General features: G+C 41.2%; 18 protein-coding genes. 11 read left to right on the forward strand and 7 right to left on the reverse strand.

All coding sequences use genetic code 11. From position 1 onward, the window contains the following. Positions 1-8: 8 nt before the first annotated feature. From yidD to rpmH, 3 genes are read right to left on the reverse strand one after another with little or no spacing between them, the layout of a single operon-like run. Positions 9-221 (reverse strand): membrane protein insertion efficiency factor YidD, encoded by a 213-nt coding sequence (gene yidD / locus JOD02_RS10435; RefSeq protein WP_204489363.1) that lies wholly within the window; start codon positions 219-221, stop codon positions 9-11. 13 nt (positions 222-234) lie between these two features. Continuing rightward, positions 235-579 (reverse strand): ribonuclease P protein component, encoded by a 345-nt coding sequence (gene rnpA / locus JOD02_RS10440; RefSeq protein WP_204489337.1) that lies wholly within the window; start codon positions 577-579, stop codon positions 235-237. Between the two features lie 59 nt (positions 580-638). Then, positions 639-773, reverse strand: coding sequence for a 50S ribosomal protein L34 (gene rpmH / locus JOD02_RS10445; RefSeq protein WP_025748740.1), 135 nt, complete (start codon positions 771-773; stop codon positions 639-641). Between the two features lie 408 nt (positions 774-1,181). Between rpmH and dnaA the strand changes: the two genes are divergently transcribed. The 8 genes from dnaA (at position 1,182) to JOD02_RS10485 (ending at position 11,118) form a co-directional block, all read left to right on the forward strand. After that, the gene (dnaA, locus tag JOD02_RS10450; protein WP_204489338.1) at positions 1,182-2,513 is read left to right on the forward strand and encodes a chromosomal replication initiator protein DnaA; all 1,332 of its coding nucleotides are present in this window, start codon (positions 1,182-1,184) and stop codon (positions 2,511-2,513) included. Between the two features lie 174 nt (positions 2,514-2,687). Then, the gene (gene dnaN / locus JOD02_RS10455; RefSeq protein ID WP_204489340.1) at positions 2,688-3,794 is read left to right on the forward strand and encodes a DNA polymerase III subunit beta; all 1,107 of its coding nucleotides are present in this window, start codon (positions 2,688-2,690) and stop codon (positions 3,792-3,794) included. 11 nt (positions 3,795-3,805) lie between these two features. Continuing rightward, the gene (locus JOD02_RS10460; RefSeq protein ID WP_204489342.1) at positions 3,806-4,060 is read left to right on the forward strand and encodes an RNA-binding S4 domain-containing protein; all 255 of its coding nucleotides are present in this window, start codon (positions 3,806-3,808) and stop codon (positions 4,058-4,060) included. Next, positions 4,032-5,150 carry a DNA replication/repair protein RecF gene (recF, locus tag JOD02_RS10465; RefSeq protein WP_204489344.1) on the forward strand — a complete coding sequence of 373 codons (1,119 nt, stop codon included), beginning with the start codon at positions 4,032-4,034 and terminating at the stop codon, positions 5,148-5,150. The genes JOD02_RS10460 and recF overlap by 29 nt, the downstream gene beginning before the upstream one ends. Before the next feature lie 100 nt (positions 5,151-5,250). Beyond that, a complete protein-coding gene (gene remB, locus JOD02_RS10470) occupies positions 5,251-5,556 on the forward strand; it encodes an extracellular matrix regulator RemB (RefSeq protein ID WP_204489346.1) in 306 nt (101 codons plus the stop codon). Beyond that, positions 5,543-7,459 (forward strand): DNA topoisomerase (ATP-hydrolyzing) subunit B, encoded by a 1,917-nt coding sequence (gene gyrB, locus JOD02_RS10475; protein WP_204489348.1) that lies wholly within the window; start codon positions 5,543-5,545, stop codon positions 7,457-7,459. The genes remB and gyrB overlap by 14 nt, the downstream gene beginning before the upstream one ends. A gap of 28 nt (positions 7,460-7,487) precedes the next feature. Further along, positions 7,488-9,917: a DNA gyrase subunit A gene (gyrA, locus tag JOD02_RS10480; RefSeq protein ID WP_204489349.1), complete on the forward strand. Its 2,430-nt coding sequence runs from the start codon at positions 7,488-7,490 to the stop codon at positions 9,915-9,917. A 130-nt stretch (positions 9,918-10,047) separates the two neighbouring features. Then, positions 10,048-11,118 (forward strand): branched-chain amino acid aminotransferase, encoded by a 1,071-nt coding sequence (locus tag JOD02_RS10485; RefSeq protein WP_204489351.1) that lies wholly within the window; start codon positions 10,048-10,050, stop codon positions 11,116-11,118. A gap of 45 nt (positions 11,119-11,163) precedes the next feature. On the opposite strand, the gene JOD02_RS10490 is transcribed toward JOD02_RS10485, so the two are convergent. The 4 genes from JOD02_RS10490 to argS all read right to left on the reverse strand — a co-directional run bounded on the left by JOD02_RS10490 (position 11,164) and on the right by argS (position 14,589). Continuing rightward, entirely contained in the window at positions 11,164-11,478 is a 315-nt protein-coding gene (locus JOD02_RS10490) for a spore coat protein (RefSeq protein WP_204489352.1), read from the reverse strand. A 24-nt stretch (positions 11,479-11,502) separates the two neighbouring features. Beyond that, complete coding sequence (locus tag JOD02_RS10495) at positions 11,503-11,715, reverse strand: ferritin-like domain-containing protein (RefSeq protein WP_204489353.1); 213 nt, start codon at positions 11,713-11,715, stop codon at positions 11,503-11,505. Positions 11,716-11,816: 101 nt separating this feature from the next. Beyond that, a complete protein-coding gene (locus JOD02_RS10500; protein ID WP_204489354.1) occupies positions 11,817-12,881 on the reverse strand; it encodes an undecaprenyldiphospho-muramoylpentapeptide beta-N-acetylglucosaminyltransferase in 1,065 nt (354 codons plus the stop codon). Positions 12,882-12,891: 10 nt separating this feature from the next. Next, complete coding sequence (argS, locus tag JOD02_RS10505) at positions 12,892-14,589, reverse strand: arginine--tRNA ligase (RefSeq protein WP_207754296.1); 1,698 nt, start codon at positions 14,587-14,589, stop codon at positions 12,892-12,894. A gap of 386 nt (positions 14,590-14,975) precedes the next feature. Here argS and gltX point away from each other — a divergent pair, with 386 nt between their 5' ends. From gltX to JOD02_RS10520, 3 genes are all read left to right on the forward strand, one after another. Beyond that, positions 14,976-16,436, forward strand: a complete 1,461-nt coding sequence (gene gltX / locus JOD02_RS10510) for a glutamate--tRNA ligase (protein WP_204489367.1) — start codon at positions 14,976-14,978, stop codon at positions 16,434-16,436. Between the two features lie 229 nt (positions 16,437-16,665). Beyond that, the gene (locus JOD02_RS10515) at positions 16,666-17,217 is read left to right on the forward strand and encodes an ECF transporter S component (protein ID WP_204489355.1); all 552 of its coding nucleotides are present in this window, start codon (positions 16,666-16,668) and stop codon (positions 17,215-17,217) included. Continuing rightward, positions 17,207-17,797 carry a class I SAM-dependent methyltransferase gene (locus JOD02_RS10520; RefSeq protein WP_204489356.1) on the forward strand — a complete coding sequence of 197 codons (591 nt, stop codon included), beginning with the start codon at positions 17,207-17,209 and terminating at the stop codon, positions 17,795-17,797. The genes JOD02_RS10515 and JOD02_RS10520 overlap by 11 nt, the downstream gene beginning before the upstream one ends. Positions 17,798-18,245 lie beyond the last annotated feature (448 nt).

The raw sequence follows: 18,245 nt of genomic DNA on the forward strand, positions 1-18,245 counted from the left end.
CCCATCAACTACTCTAACGGATCATATCCTCCCGGATGAAACGGATGACATTTTAATACTCTTTTTATTCCCATAAACAGACCTTTTAAAACTCCATATTTTTCAACTGCTTGTACAACATATTCAGAGCATGTAGGATAAAAACGACAACTGTTTGGGAGCAAAGGCGAAATCGATCTTTGGTAACACCGTATAATACCTACCAAAAGGCTTCTCATCAACATAGTTACCACATTAATCCATCTCCTTGAAAAGCCCAGCCCTTTTTAAAAGATTGTCTACTGCCTCTTCTAGCTTAGAAAACTCCACCTCACCAGCATCCTTTCGTATTACGAAAATTAAATCAAAACCTTCTTTTATACTCGGAATTCTCCTACGATATATCTCTCTCAATTGACGTCTTATTCTGTTTCGCCTGACAGATTTACCAAACTTCTTGCTTACCGAAAAACCCGCACGAGTAACAGGAAGGCCCGTCCGACGATACACCAATACCAAGTACTGATTAGCAAGCGACTTACCTTTTTGATAGGTATAGTTGAAGTCCCTTCGTTTTCTCAACCTGTAAATCTTTTTCACTTTTATCCTCCAACAAACTACCGCTTAATGTCAGAAAAGGCCACTTACCAGCGGCCTCATTATGCTGTCAAAACCTTCCTGCCCTTCTTCCTCCTCCTCTTAATCACCATACGACCACTCTTCGTGCTCATTCTCTTTCTAAAACCATGCACTTTCTTACGTTTTCGATTATTAGGCTGGTACGTCCTCAGCATACCTTTCAACCCTCCTTCCTGCTAATTTATCCTTCCCTTTTCTTAACCTTACAACTGTTGAATACGATAGTATTATAAGCGAAACATCTCCAGCATGTCAAGAAAATCAAACACTTCGACGTTGATTATCCACAAATATTCTGATATTATATTATTGCCTGTTGATAACTTTGGGATATATAATTAAGGAAAGAATCCCTTAAAGTTATACACATGTTGTGGATAACTCTGTGTATAACTTATGAATTTTTCACGGCTATGCTTAAAAAATAAGGGTTTTCCAATTGTGAGTAGTGTGGATAATTTGCTCTATTTTTTGTTTAAAACCGTCTAGCAGATATTATTATTGATAATTTTGGAAAAAATATTACTTAGAAAGTTTTCCCAAAACTTTAGGAGGTTTTTTTGATGAGCAAAAATATTGCAGACCTGTGGGCCAAAGCTCTCCAATACATGAAAGCTCAATTATCCGATGTCAGTTTTAATACCTGGATCAGGGCTATACAGCCGCTTATTTTGAAAGACAACGAGATTGTTCTGAGCGTACCCAATGAATTTACTAAGAATATCCTCCAATCCAGATATATAGAGACCATAGCCGGTTCCTTAAAGGAAGTGGCAGGGATACCTATTTATGTTAAATTCATTCTTGAAAACGAAATAGAAGCTTATATTGAGAGCGCAAACAATAAAGATATAGACAACTCCCAGACGCACAGTATATTAAATCCAAAATACACCTTCGATACCTTTGTAGTAGGCAACAGCAATAGATTTGCCCATGCCGCATGCCTTGCAGTAGCCGAAGCGCCAGCAAAGGCATACAATCCTCTTTTCATATACGGTGGTGTAGGGCTGGGAAAGACTCACTTAATGCATGCCATAGGACATTACATCTTAGCACATAATCCTAAAGCTAAAGTACTTTACGTTACATCGGAAAAATTTACAAATGAGTTAATAAATTCCATACGTGATGACAAAAACGTGGAATTTCGTAACCGCTATCGCAATATAGACGTTTTATTGATAGACGACATCCAATTTATTGCTGGTAAGGAAAGAACCCAGGAAGAGTTTTTCCATACTTTCAATGCCCTGCACGAAGCAAACAAGCAGATAATAATATCCAGCGACCGGCCACCAAAAGAAATTCCCACACTTGAGGACAGGTTACGCTCCAGGTTTGAATGGGGCTTAATCGCCGATATACAGCCACCTGACCTTGAAACTCGAGTGGCAATCTTAAAGAAAAAGGCTGAGCTGGAAAACATAGAAATCGACGATGAGATACTGCTATTTATCGCCAAGCGCATTGAATCTAATATAAGAGAACTAGAAGGAGCATTGATCAGAATTATGGCCTACGCTTCTCTTACAAATAATAAGCTAAATATATCCATAGCTGAAGAAGCGCTAAAGGACATATTGTCCACCGCCCAGCCCAAAGAGATAACCATACCACTAATACAGCAGGTAGTGGCTGACTACTTCCACCTGAAGGTAGACGACTTTAAATCCAAAAAGAGGAGTCGACCAATAGCATACCCCAGACAGATAGCCATGTACCTGTGCAGAGAACTTACTGATCAGTCTCTGCCAAAAATTGGAGAAGAGTTTGGAGGGCGCGACCATACAACAGTTATACACGCATGCGAAAAAATTCAAGAAGACATACAAAAAGATAACCAACTTAAAAGAACCATCGACGAACTCAAAAAAAAGATCAGGGAGGGCTAAATATACACAACCTGTGGACAAGATAGCTAAAAATTCAAGGGTATATCCCCACCCCTATCCACATATGACATGTGGATTTTGTCCATTTCGACACAAAAATCCACATATCCACAACTTTTATTACTATTATTACTAATCTACTTCAAATAAACAACTACAACCAGGAGGTACGCTATGAGGTTCAAGTGTTTTCAAAAAGACCTTTCCAATGCCATAGCAGTAGTACAAAGGGCAATTCCAACCAAGAGCACCATGCCTGTATTACAAGGCATACTAGTAGAAGCTAAAGATAATTTTGTCAGGTTAACGGGCACAGACCTTGATATTACGATTGAGACGCGCATAAACGCGGAAGTTATAGAAGAGGGTTCCGTCGTCATGCCTTCGCATATATTTGGAGATGTCATAAAAAAATTCCCTGAAGCTGACATAACGTTGCAGTTAAATGAGAGATTCCAAATGGATATAATATGCGAAGATAGTATATTTACTACCCTCCAAGGGCTAGAGCCCTACGAATACCCTGAAATTCCGCAGATTGAGAAAAGAAAACAGATAAAATTGACACAGGATACTTTCAAGAAAATGATCCAACAAACCGTCTTTGCCGTAGCCACTGATGAAACCAGGCCCATCTTGACTGGTGCTCTAATTGAGGTGGAGAATGGTCGTATTACAATAGTTTGCCTTGATGGGTACAGGCTGGCACTAAGGAGGGAGTTTATTTCTGAAGATACAGAAAATGCCAGTATAATTGTACCGGGTAAATCTCTCAATGAAATTAGCAAAGTCTTAGAAGATGAAGAACTTGATTTGTATATAAACGTAGGAGAGAAGCATGTGCACTTTGATTTGGGGAATACGCAGGTCATCTCCCGGTTACTAGAAGGTGAATTTGTAAACTACAAACAGATAATACCCTTTGAGTATAAAACCAGGGTTAAAATTGACAGGCTTCTTTTCCAGCAGAGCCTCGAGAGAGCGTCATTGATGGCGCGAGAGCTTGAAAACAACCTGGTAAAGCTAACCGTACAAGATGACAAGTTGATAATTACTTCCAATTCGGATATAGGCAAGATATATGAGCAAATTCCAATAATTGTGGAAGGTAGGAATATAGAGATTGCTTTTAACGTACGGTACCTGCTAGATGTGACGCGCGTTATAAAGGACAACGAGATCTGCTTGGATTTTACTACAAATGTCAGCCCATGCATTGTTCGTCCTTTAGAAGGAGAAGCCTATTGTTATCTTGTGCTTCCTGTTAGACTACACAGTTAGGAGATGAAAACATGCAGGATATTATGATACATACTCAATATATAAAGCTTACCCAGTTTTTGAAGTGGGCTAATATAGCTGCCACTGGTTCTGAGGCAAGCCACATGATAAAGAGCGGTATGGTCAAGGTAAATGGAGAGGTGGAACTAAGGAGGGGTAGAAAATTATATCCTGGCGATTGTGTAGAGGTTGAAAGAGCAGGCGTATATCGCGTTATCGGGGGAGGAAGTGCTGAGGGTGCATCTAAAGGAGTTAACCCTGAGTAATTACAGAAATTACCAAAATCTCAGTTTAAAATTTGATAATAGGAGAATACTATTTGTTGGCAAAAACGCACAGGGTAAGACCAATATATTGGAGTCTATATTCCTTACATGTAGCGGGCGTTCTCACAGAACACCTAGGGACAGTGAGCTCATTAGATGGGGACAGGATACCTGCTATATAAAGGTGTTGGTTGAGAAAAGAATGGGGTATAACTCAATAGAGGTCTTTTTAAGCCACAAAGATAAAAAGAGGATAAAGGTAAACGGCGTAATGATACAAAAACTGGGTGAGCTTATGGGGCATTTTAATGCCGTGATATTTTCTCCGGAGGATTTAAAGCTGGTAAAAGAAGCTCCTTCGGAACGGCGTCGGTATATGGATATAGAGATATCCCAAATTAGGCCCCAGTATTTCTATTACCTTCAGCAATATAACAGGATACTTAATCATCGAAATAACCTTTTGAAAGAAATAACTAAAAGTTCGCAAGCGAAAAAAATGTTGGAGGTATTTGATGAGCAACTATCGGAAGCTGGAGCTTTCGTAATAAAACAAAGGTTCGAATTTGTAGATAGCCTTTCAAAAATAGCCAGGGATATTCATGAAAGGATTTCTTTAGGAGCTGAAAGGCTTAATATAGAATACAAGCCGTCAATCAAGGTGAGCAGCCTGGACACAGCCAATATAAAGAAAGAGTTTTTGGCTGCCCTTGAAAGGAATAGAGAAGAAGATATACAACGTGGTAGTACGGGGATTGGTTGTCATCGAGATGATATCGGGTTTGAGATAAACGGTGTGGATGTTCGGGTGTTTGGTTCTCAGGGTCAACAGAGGACGGTGGCGTTGTCGCTTAAACTCTCTGATATTGAGCTTATGTATAGAGAAACGGGGGAATACCCCGTTCTATTGTTGGATGATGTAATGTCAGAGCTTGATGATTGGCGCCAAAGGAAGTTGTTTGAAGAGCTTGGGGATGTCCAGGTGTTTATCACAGCTACTGATTTAAATAGTATACCGCCGTGGGAGCTAGAAAAATTTCATGTTTACGAGGTAGAGGAAGGTAAAGTAACAAGAAGGCAAATTTATTGATAAAAATGGGCGATATTTAAAAATAGGGCTTTAAAATTGAGTAAAAAACGGTTATAATAGGGCCATAAGCGTGATTTTAGGCTGTATTGGAGGAATAAGTATGATATTACACCTTGGAGGAGACGTAGTGGTTTCAACTAAGAACATTATTGCCATCTTTGATATAGATACCATAAATGCGTCCCGAATAAATCGGGAATTTTTGCATATTGCGGAGGAAGAGGGGTTTGTTAAAAGAGTATCAGATGACCAACCTAAAACCTTTATACTGGCAGAAATTGATAAAAAAACGGTGGTGTTTTTGTCACCTATTTCTTCTTCTACCCTTCTTAAAAGGAGTTTGTTTATAGATGGAATTGCTTTAGATAGCAAAGAGGCGGAGGGAACATGGGATGGAGCAAAATAAGAGAAACAATGGAGCCGTATACGATGAGACTCAAATACAGGTTTTGGAAGGGTTAGAAGCAGTTAGAAAAAGGCCCGGAATGTATATAGGGAGTACAGGCATCAAAGGCCTCCATCAGCTTATTTACGAAGTTGTGGATAATAGCATTGATGAGGCTATGGCTGGCTTTTGTGATTACATACATGTTATAATTCATAAAGATTTGTCGGTTACCGTTGCAGATAATGGTAGGGGTATCCCCGTTGGTATCCATCCTCAGGTGGGCAAACCGGCAGTTGAAGTGGCACTTACCGTTCTTCACGCTGGAGGAAAGTTTGGCGGGCAGGGTTATAAAGTTTCGGGCGGGTTACATGGAGTAGGCGTTTCGGTAGTAAATGCCCTCTCGGAATGGCTAGAGGTAATTGTAAAGAGAGATGGGCATGTATATAGGCAACGGTATGAGCGCGGTAAAACCGTCTCAAATCTAGAAGTGATTGGCGATACAGATGAAACTGGGACTATAATAACCTTTAAACCCGATGCTGAGATATTTGAGGAGATAAACTTTAGCAGCGAGACAGTGGCTAATCGGCTGCGTGAACTGGCTTTTTTAAATAAAGGGTTGCGTATAGTGTTTGAAGATGAACGGGAAGGAATAAAGAAAGAATTTCATTACGATGGAGGAATAGCATCTTTTGTTAAGTATTTAAACAAGAATAAAAATATCTTGCACCCCGAGCCCATATATATTTCAGGTGAGAAGAATACTACCTTTGTGGAGGTAGCGCTCCAATACAATGATTCATACATGGAAAATATATACTCATTTGCCAACAATATTGCTACCCATGAAGGGGGTACTCACCTCATAGGCTTTAAGTCGGCCTTGACCCGTGCGCTTAATGATTATGCTAAAAAATATAACATATTAAAGCAAAATGATGAAAACTTGACAGGAGAAGATACCAGGGAAGGCCTGACAGCGATTATAAACGTAAGGCTGGTGGAGCCTCAATTTGAGGGGCAAACCAAAACAAAGCTGGGTAATACCGAAGTACGTGGGCTGGTAGACAGCATAGTCTATGAGGGTTTAACTGTGTTTTTGGAGGAAAACCCTTCTATTGCCAGGGCAATAATCGAGAAAGCCATAAGCGCAGCAAGAGCCAGAGAAGCGGCTCGCAAAGCACGAGAGCTGGTGAGGAGAAAAAGCGCTATAGAGAGTACATCGCTGCCTGGAAAGTTGGCCGACTGTACAGAAAAGGACCCTGCTCTCAGTGAGATATTTCTTGTGGAAGGAGATTCGGCAGGTGGTTCTGCGAAACAGGGTAGAGACAGGCGTTTTCAGGCCGTGTTGCCCTTAAGGGGTAAGATTTTAAACGTTGAAAAAGCTAGGCTTGACAAGATACTGGCAAACGAAGAGATAAAGGCTATGGTAACGGCTTTTGGGACGGGTATCGACAATGAGTTTGATATAAACAAGCTTAGGTATCACCGCATCATATGTATGACTGATGCTGATGTGGACGGGAGCCATATACGCACGCTGTTGCTTACGTTTTTCTACCGCTATATGAGGCCTCTTATAGAGAATGGCCATGTGTATATAGCCCAGCCACCTCTTTACAGGGTGACCAAGGGCAGGGATGAGTATTATGTTTATAGCGATGCTGAACTGGATAAGCTGCTCAATGAAATAGGCCGTGAGGGTATTGAAATACAGCGCTATAAAGGTTTGGGTGAGATGAACCCTGAGCAGCTGTGGGAAACCACCATGAACCCTGAGACAAGGACCATATTGAAGGTTAAGATGGAGGATGCCATAGCAGCTGATGAGATTTTTACTATTCTCATGGGTGAAAAGGTTGAGCCTCGACGTGAATTTATTGAGAAGAATGCAAAGCTGGTAAAGAATTTGGATATATAAAACTTTGAAGTAGAGGGGAAGATTTGGTATGGACCTTGCTAGGCAGAGAGTAATAGAGGTAAACATAGAGGAGGAAGTTAAGAAGTCTTTTATAGATTACGCTATGAGTGTCATAGTAAGCCGTGCGCTTCCCGACGTCAGGGACGGTTTAAAGCCTGTACACAGGCGAATACTGTATTCCATGTTTGAACTGGGCCTTACACCGGATAAGCCGTACAGAAAATCTGCTAGAATCGTAGGAGATGTGCTGGGTAAATATCATCCTCACGGAGATGCAGCGGTTTATGAAGCTATGGTGCGCATGGCACAGGATTTCTCCATACGCTATCCTTTGGTGGATGGCCATGGCAATTTTGGTTCGATAGACGGTGATTCGCCTGCTGCAATGCGTTATACCGAAGCAAGGTTGTCAAAGATTGCCATGGAGCTCATGGCCGATATAGGCAAAGAGACAGTGGACTTTATGCCAAACTTTGATGAGACTTTAAAGGAGCCTACTGTACTTCCTTCTAAGTTTCCAAATTTGCTGGTTAATGGTTCATCAGGTATTGCAGTGGGAATGGCTACCAATATTCCCCCTCACAACCTTGGTGAGGTTATAGACGGTACTATTGCCCTTATAGACAATCCTGACATTACCATAGAGCAGCTCATGAAATATATAAAGGGACCGGATTTTCCAACTGGTGGTATAATTCTTGGCCAAGAGGGTATAAAAGAGGCTTATGCTACAGGGAAAGGGCGTATAGTGACTAGAGCAAAAGCGGAAATTGAAGAGATGAATAATGGTAGGTCCCGTATAGTTGTTACCGAGATACCTTATCAAGTAAACAAGGCTAAATTAATTGAAAGGATCGCAGAGTTGGTACGTGACAAGAGCATAGAAGGTATATCTGATATAAGGGATGAATCGGATAAATCGGGAATGCGAATTGTAATAGAGCTTAAGAAGGATGCTAATCCCACTGTGGTTTTAAACTATCTATACAAACATACCCAGATGCAAGAGACGTTTGGGGTTATTATGCTGGCTTTGGTTGATGGGCAGCCCAAAATCTTGAATCTCAAGGAGATGCTCACTTATTATATACTTCATCAGAAAGACGTCATAACCCGCCGCACGCGTCATGACCTTGACAGGGCACAGGCAAGGGCTCACATACTGGAAGGCTTACTCGTTGCTCTGGATCACATTGACGCGGTGATCTCGCTTATTCGCAACTCCAGGACCGTTCAAATTGCAAAAGAAGGTCTAATGGAGAAATTTTCGCTGACCGAAAAACAGGCTCAGGCCATACTCGATATGCGTCTGCAGCGGCTGACCGGTTTGGAACGAGAAAAAGTTGAGCAAGAGTATGCAGAGCTTCAAAACACTATAAAGTATCTCCAAGACGTTTTGGCCAACGAGCGCATGGTGTATAACATCATAAAGGAGGAATTATTGGCTATAAAGGAAAAGTATGAAGACGAGCGAAGGACTAAAATCTCCTTAACGGCTGAGGAAATAGAGGCCGAGGATTTAATCCAGGAAGAGGATGTAGTGATCACCTTGACCCACTATGGGTATGTAAAGAGGACCCCACTTAGTGTATACAAAATCCAGCACCGTGGAGGGCGGGGTATTGTGGCCCTTCAAACCCGGGAAGACGATTTTGTAGAGGACATATATGTCACTTCAACCCATGACAGGCTATTGTTTTTCTCCAGCCATGGTAAAGTTTATGAGCTTAAGGCTTATGAAATACCCGAAGCTGGAAGACAAGCCCGAGGAACTCCCATAATAAACTTGATACAAGTGGCATCGGGTGAGAGGATACAGGCTGTCATCCCTATAAGAGAAGCAGATGATAATAGATATATCATGATGGCAACTCGCAATGGCTATGTCAAAAAGTGTGCTTTGGATGAATTTTTGAATATACGTAAAGGGGGTCTTGTGGCGATTACACTTAAGGAGGATGACCAATTGATACAGGCCCAGCTAACTGATGGCAATAAGGAGATAATAATGGCGTCTCATAAGGGAATGGCTATCAGGTTCCATGAGTCTGAAGTGAGGCCTATGGGAAGAACAGCTATGGGAGTAAAGGGTATGGAGCTTGAGGAAGGAGACCATGTAATTGGTATGGAGCTCGTGAGAGAAGGGGCTTATGTGCTCTCGATAAGCGAAAACGGATACGGGAAAAAGACGCGTGTTGACGAATATAGGGTACAAGGTCGAGGTGGGAAAGGTATCATCACCATGAACATCACTAAAAAGACGGGGAAATTAGTGGCTTTAAAAGTGGTTACAGACGATGATGATTTGATGATCATCAATTCCGAAGGGACAGTTATACGAATAGACTCCAGAGAAGTTGCCAACACTGGCAGGAACACCCAAGGAGTTATACTGATGAAGCTGGATGAAGGTGCCTCAGTGGTTTCTGTTGCAAAGGTAAAACGTTCGGAGGAATGATGGGGTTGATGTACCTGCTAATAATTTAAAAAATGAATTTGATATATATGGAAATTGGGAAACAGAGGTGATATAATTTACCAATGATAATTTTTATACATCAAATCAAAACAATGTGGGAGGCATATTTATGAGTGGTATTCAGTTTATAAGGAACCAAAATCCAAAGCCAAAGCCCAAAAGCGATGAGCTTAAATTTGGCATTATGTTTACTGATCACATGTTTGTCATGGACTATAACACGGAGAAAGGGTGGCATGACCCTAGGATAGTACCTTATGGTCCTATAAGCCTTGAGCCGTCTGCTATGGTATTTCATTATGGCCAAGCCATTTTTGAAGGTTTAAAGGCGTACAGGAATATAAGGGGAGAAGTGGTTACATTCCGTCCCATGGATAACATTGCGAGGTTAAACAGGTCGGCTGAGAGGTTGTGTATTCCCCAAGTGGATGAACAGCTTCTATGGGAAGGTTTGAAGATGCTGCTTGAGATCGAAAGAGATTGGGTTCCTGATGCAGAAGGGACAGCACTTTATATAAGGCCTTTTATCATTGCCACTGACCCTTATCTTGGCGTAAGGCCGTCAAATACTTATAAGCTGTTTATTATACTCTCCCCTGTGGGCGCATACTACGCTGAAGGGTTTAAGCCTGTGAAGATATATGTTACCGACAAGTATGTGCGAGCTGCCAAAGGCGGTTTAGGATATACAAAAGCTGCTGCTAATTACGCTGCCAGCCTTTATGCTGCTGAAGAAGCTAAGAAAAAAGGATATACGCAAGTATTATGGTTGGATGCATGTCATCATAGGTATGTAGAGGAAGTTGGTACCATGAACATCTTCTTCAAAATAGATGGCGTGATTGTGACGCCAACGCTTGAAGGGGGCAGCATACTGCCGGGTATTACCCGCGACTCTGTCATCACCCTTGCCAGGTCCATGGGCTATAAAGTAGAAGAAAGGTTGATTTCCATAGAAGAAGTATTTGAAGCTCATGAAAAAGGCGAGCTTGAAGAAGTATTTGGTACGGGTACTGCTGCTGTAATATCTCCTGTGGGCGAACTTAACTGGAATGATAGGATTATACAGATAAACGGAGGGCAAGTGGGAGAGTTCTCTAAACTGATGTATGATAAACTGACGGGTATTCAATACGGCAAAGAGGAAGACAGATTTGGCTGGGTAAAGAAGATTTGTTAACAGATTAATAAAAAAGGGGTTAAATACCCCTTTTACTTTTTTATTTTATCCTTGATTTTGTATCTTTTGTTCCAGCTGCTGGCGCCTGCTTTGCATCTGGCTTGAAATCTGCTGGTCAACTTCTTGTTTGGCGGCCTGGCTGGGATGGGCGGCTTCAACGGTGTACCAGCCGCGGTGGTGCATGGCTTCAAAAAACAGCTTTGCGTGTTCCTGCTCTTCTTGTTGAATGTGCTGTAGGGCTTCAATTATATTTTGGTTGACCGATTCCATAACAGTAGTGTTGTAAGCGTCTGAGACGTATTTTTCGGTCATTATGGAATCGTAGAGCATGTCTCTTTCAGTCAATTGATTTTGAGACATAATTTTTTCCCTCCTATTATAGTGTTATTGCTGTTTTGGCGGGTTGAAACCACCTTGTTGAAGTAGCATTTTTATGGTATTTGCATGCTGTTCCTCTTGTTTTGCTACCATATCAAAAAGGTATTTAATTTCCGGGTCTACTGCCTGTGCAGCATATGCCCTGTATTTGTTCATGCACATGTATTCGGTTTTGAGCTGGTCTTCTAATAATATCTTTTCTTTGTTTGTAAGTTCCATGCCTTCTTATCCTCCTTTCTTTGGGGTTAGGGTTGCTAAATAAAAAGAGCTCCTTTTCATACAAGGAACTCTTTATTTATTGTGATGTTATTTATGCGAAATTATGCATATTTGTTGATGACCTCTAGGACATTTTTAGTACCGGATGTATGATCTTCGGTAGACATGGCTTTTATATATTGATGGCGCTTGTTGTAAAGGTCTAAAATGGAGAGGTATAGTGAATCTTCGGTCATGTCTTCTTGTAGGAGAACCTTGCTGTAACCCTTTTTTTCAAATGATTTGGCATTCAATATTTGATCCCCACGGCTGGCTCCCAATGGCAACGGGATCAAGAGGCAGGGTTTTTTAAGAGCTAAAAATTCGTGGATGGAATTGGATCCGGCTCGTGATACCACTATATCGGCCAGCGCCATGATATGAGGTAACTCTTTATCCAGGTATTCAAATTGGACATATCCCGGAATACCTGCAAAACTTGGATCTATATTTCCCCTACCACATATGTGTACTATTTGAAAACGGGTTAGAAGCTTTTTGACTATTTTTCGTAAACAGTTATTTATGGCTAGTGACCCCGAACTACCTCCCATTACCATTATTACCGGCTTTTCCTGTGTAAAACCGCATAATTTCCTGCCGGTTTCAATATTACCCTGAAACAGTTCTTTGCGTATCGGAGTGCCGGTATATACAGCCTTGTTTCCTTTAAATTCGGATACAGTTTCAGGAAAGGTAGTGCAGATAACCTGTGCGAATAAAGAGGCTATTTTATTGGCCAGGCCAGGAGTGATATCTGATTCATGTACTATGACTGGGATACGGTTTACCCACCCGCCTATTACAACTGGGACGGATACAAATCCTCCTTTTGAGAATATGACATTAGGTTTTATCTTTTGTATTATATGCAATGATTGGCCTATGCCGTATGCCACTTTAAAAGGGTCAGTAAAGTTCTTGATGTCTAGATACCGCCTTAGTTTGCCTGATTGCACGGCATGGTATATAACGTCGCTATGTTTTGAGATGAGGCTGTACTCTATCCCGTTTTTTGTGCCTATATAATGAATTTCCCAGCCTTGGCGTTTAAGTTCCGGAATAAGTGCTATATTGGGGGTCACGTGTCCTGCCGTGCCCCCGCCGGTTAGTACTATTCTTTTCATATGCCTCCTCCTACACCCTTTCAAGGGGTTTGAGTCCTAAGAGTCTAAGCCCGTTAGCCAACGTAATTCTTGTGGCTTTTACCAGGGCTAATCTTGCTGCTTTCAGTTGTTGATCATCTACTAGTATGGGGTGTTCATGGTAGAAGCGATTGAAGTCTTGTGCAACGTCCACCAAATAGCGGGCTATTATAGAAGGTTCAAGCTGCGTCAAAGCTAACATGACTTTTTCAGGAAACTGGTACAAAGTCTTGCATAGTTGATATTCTTCTTTTGTCTGAAGCATATCAGGATTAAAGTTATTGGGGTCATCGTAGGCTTTTCGAATGACGCTACAACACCTAGCGTGAGTGTACTGTACATACGGTCCGGTTTCTCCGTCGAAGTTTAAAACCTCATCCCAAGAGAAGGACACGTCTTTAATTCTATTACTATACAAGTCGCTGAATATGACAGCGCCCACGCCCATATGGCGGGCTACCTCTTCCTTATTTTCCAGTTCGGGGTTTTTGCTTTGGATTATTTCGAGGGTTTTTTTAATGGCTTCAGACAATATGTCTTCAAGCAATACAACTTTTCCTTTGCGTGTGGATAGCTTTTCTCCACCCAGACTTACGAGGCCAAAGGGGACGTGAATGAGGTCCTTAGCCCATTCGTACCCCATAAGCTCTATAACCTTGAACCACTGTTGGAAGTGAAGGCTTTGTGCCGCACCTGTTACATATATACATTTATGGAAATTATATGTTTTTTTGCGGTAGATAGCGGCGGCTATGTCACGTGTAGCATATAGGCTACTGCCATCTTTTTTCAGTATCATACAGGGGGGCATTCCGTATTCTTCTAAGTCTACGATTAACGCCCCTTCGCTTTCTTTGAGCAAGTTTTTTTGCTTGAGTTCTTCAATCACGGCGTCCATCTTATCGTTGTAAAAGCTTTCGCCGGCATACGAATCAAAATGGACACCAAGGAGGTCATATACTTTCTGGAATTCTTTAAGGCTTATATCTTTAAACCATTGCCATAACCTTAATGCCTCGCTGTCTCCTTTTTCCATGCGCGCAAACCAGCTTCTTGCCTCATCTTCCAGCTTGGGGTCCTTTTCGGCTTCTTCATGAAATTTTACATATAGGCGCATGAGTTCTTTTATGCCTTGAGCTTCTACCTCCTCTTTCTTACCCCACAGCTTATACGCTACTATGAGTTTGCCAAACTGTGTTCCCCAGTCACCCAAGTGGTTTATGCCAATACACTTATATCCCATGAATTCAAAGATTTTGCGCAATGAGTTACCGATCACTGTAGAGCGGAGGTGACCAACATGGAAAGGTTTGGCAATGTTGGGCGCAGAGTAATCTATTACGATGGTCTTACCTTCTCCGATGGGTTGAGAACCGTATTTTTCTTGCTCTGATAATATGCGCTTTAAAGTTTGTTCTATGAATTTAGGTTTGTTAAAAAAGAAATTGAGGTATCCAGATACGACCTCTGTTTTGTCAATAAATTCCATATTTGAAATTTTCGATGCCAGTTCCTGAGCTATTTGCATTGGGGGCTTTTTTAAGATTTTACTCAGCTTAAAACACGGCAATGCTATATCGCCCATTTCAGGGTTGGGCGGATATTCAAGCAAGTCGTAAATCTGTTCACGGCTCAGTTGAGCAAGTTGTTCATGTATGGCTTGTGCGATAGTATCCTTTATGTCAAACAAGGCCACTACCCCTCTTTCTTTGGTTTTGTATGCTCTCGAAAAGTCTGAGGGCTTTATTTTAGCGTGTTTGCAGGTTCAGTCTTTGCAAACTTGCCCTACAAAAATCAATCGATTGTACCTATGTTACTCAGCTACTTTTCGAGAGTGTTCGGTTTTGTGTAAAACTGAATTTTCTCTATATTCTTATTAGTTTATATATTACCATAATGTCACAATAAATAACAATAACCATCGGCAATTTCTTGATTTAAGAGGAATATCAGCTTGACAGGTTTTCTATAATAGTATTATACTACATTTGAGCATGAAATTGGTAATAAAAAGGTTTTTTTATTGTGATAACACACGAAAGGGGGAAAAGGCGTTTCTTTAACGCCGTAAAGCGGATGAGCGAAGTTAGGACGCGATTTGCGCCTAGTCCTACAGGGTATATGCATATCGGCAATTTGAGGACAGCGCTTTATGCTTATTTGATCGCCAAAAGCCAGGGTGGGAAATTCATATTGCGTATAGAAGATACTGATCAAGAGAGATATGTAGAAGGGGCTGTAGACGTAATATACAAGACGTTGAAGATTGTAGGGCTTGATTATGATGAAGGGCCTGATATTGGGGGCCCTTATGGCCCTTATATACAAAGCCAGCGCAAAGAGATTTATCAGCAGTATGCCAAAAAATTGGTCGAGATGGGTGGCGCCTATTACTGCTTCTGCCCAAAAGAGAGGTTGGAGGCTTTGCGCGAGGAGTGTCAAAAAAGGGGAATCCCGTTTAAATATGATGGATACTGCAAAAACCTCAGCAAGGAAGAGGTTGAACGTAGAATTCAAAATGGAGAAAAATATGTCATACGGCAGAGCATACCTCCAACTGGTACCACTTCATTTCATGATGAGGTATTCGGCACTATAACGGTGGAAAATTCCACACTAGATGAGGGTGTGCTGATCAAATCAGACGGCATGCCTACATATAATTTTGCTAATGTAATCGATGATAGCCTGATGAAGATAACTCATGTGGTGAGGGGAAGCGAGTATCTTTCGTCTACTCCCAAATATAATCTCCTTTACCAGGCGTTTGGATGGGATATTCCCACCTATATTCACTTACCACCTGTAATGAAAGAGGCTGGTAAGAAGCTCAGCAAGCGTGAAGGAGATGCCTCTTTTGAGGATTTTTATAATAAAGGTTATTTGCCAGAAGCCATAATAAATTACATTGCGCTTTTGGGCTGGAGTCCCGGGAATGACAGAGAGTTTTTTACGTTGGAAGAGCTCAAACAGCATTTTTCGATAAAAGGGCTTAATAAGTCGCCTGCTATTTTTGATATTAATAAACTGCGATGGATGAATGGCGAGTATATAAGGAAAAAGAGCTTGGAGGAGTTTTGCGAATTGGCTTTGCCGTATTATAAAAAGGCTATAAAGGCGCGTGGTATAGACTATATGAAGTTGAGTCGACTGTTGCAAACACGTATAGAGACGTTAAACGATATAATAGAGAGCGTTGATTTTATAGATGAACTTCCTGATTACGATGTGCAGCTGTATGTACACAAAAAAATGAAGACCAACTTGGAAAATTCATTGGAGCACCTCAAAAAGAGTTATGAGGTATTGGAAAAACTTGATAAGTGGAATGAAGAAGAGGTCCATCGGGCGTTGATGGAGCTTATACAACAGCTGGGGGTTAAGAATGGCCAGGTATTGTGGCCCATACGTACAGCCCTGTCGGGAAAGCAGTATACACCGGGTGGAGCTATAGAGCTGTTGGATTTGCTGGGCAAAGAAGAATCTTTAAAGAGAATAAGAATAGGCATAGATAAACTGGAACAAGCAGTTGCATGATTTCAAAAAATAAAAACAGGCAAGGAATGTCTTTTAAACGACGTGCGTATTGACTTTTATGCTCAATTTGGTAGAATAAAAATGCAAAAGGGTACCATGAAGGTATCCAGTTAAACGATAGTGTATAAAAATTGAAGTTGGTTAAAATGCCGTCAAGAAGGCGGTTTTCATGATTTTTCATGGAAACCGCCTTTTGTTTTTAAAATTTTGAAAGAAAGGAGATGTTTTTATGAGTCAGACACAAAAAATTACATTGTCAGGCATATTTATAACTCTGGGCATACTTCTCCCTATCGCATTTCATGCCGCAGGCACCAATGCAGGAAAAATCTTTTTACCCATGCATATTCCTGTTTTGCTATCAGGTTTTGTGGTAGGTCCCCTGAATGCTCTTATAGTAGGCATTATCACGCCGATTTTAAGCTCATTGTTAACAGGTATGCCACCGATGGCTCCTGTTCCCACGACTATTATGATGGCTTTTGAGTTAGGTACATATGGATTGGCGTGTGGGTTGTTTTATCGGAAGTTCAAGTGGCATGAGGTTTTGGCTTTGATAACGGCTATGTTTTGCGGTAGAATAGTGCTGGGATTGATAACGGCCGTGTTTGTATACATCCTGGGGTTTAAAAATTTGGGTAATCCTGTTATATATGTATGGGGTGGGGTGGTTACAGGTTTGCCAGGTATGGTTATTCAAGTGGTTCTAATTCCCGGGGTTATCATTTTGCTAAAAAAGAGCCATGTTTTAAAAGAGGGAGGCAAAGGCGTTGAGTCATAAAGAATATTTTGACGGCATCGCCCATAAATGGGATGAGATGGCATATCATGACCCTCAAAAGCTTTTACGAATTTTTGAGTTTATAGGCCTTCAGCCAGGCCAGACGGTGCTCGATGTGGGTACTGGAACCGGCGTACTGATACCATATATCTATGATAGAGTAAGGGATAGCGGACAAATTGATGCAATCGACTTATCAGAGGCCATGCTGGAACAAGCCAAAAAGAAGTATACTTATCCAAACGTGAACTACATATTAGGGAATGTATGCGAATTTCCCATGGATATTCCAAAATATGACTGCATTATTTGCTATTCGGTGTTTCCTCATTTTACAGATAAAGAACATGCTATCAAGCATATGGCGAAAGGTCTAAAGAAGGGTGGAAAACTAATAATTTGTCATTCCGAATCCCGTGAAAAAATAAACGACATACACAGTAGAGAAGAGGGCGTTATAAAAGATGACGTTTTACCTCCTGCAACAGTCGTAGCACATATGATGAAGAGTGCAGGAATAACGGTATTTAAACAGATTGACGATTGCGAAATGTATTTTGTTGGAGGAATAAAAGTATAAAGGAGAAGGTTTTCTGTTTTGTTCCATCCTATGTTGACAAGAACAAAAAGGTTGTGTTAATTTATATTTGCTATTTTGAGCAGCTAGTTTAACGAAGGTTAAACAAGAGGTCTCCATCTTCTGTAAGGTTATAAGGTGGAGATGAATTGCTCTCGACAAGAAAAGAAAAAGGGCTATAATGTTCCTGTAGATTTGCCTGAAAGTCAAAGGTAAAGCTCACGTAGGGCTGGAAGGTCCCGAATTCACGCTTGCAGATATTGTAAGAGCAGTCGATGGAGCAAGAAGCTCTATCCTCTATAGGGTGGAGTAGTTCACAAGTAGACGGTAATGTACTAAAAGCAAATTAAAACCTCAAAAAAGGGTATTGACAAAGGTAAGATGATTTGGTAGTATATAATTCGCCGCTCTGGGGAGGGCGGTGGGGGAATGGTCCTTGAAAACTGAACAG

The sequence above is a fragment of the Caldicoprobacter guelmensis genome (assembly GCF_016908415.1).
In the GTDB taxonomy this organism is placed as follows: Bacteria; Bacillota; Clostridia; order Caldicoprobacterales; family Caldicoprobacteraceae; genus Caldicoprobacter; species Caldicoprobacter guelmensis.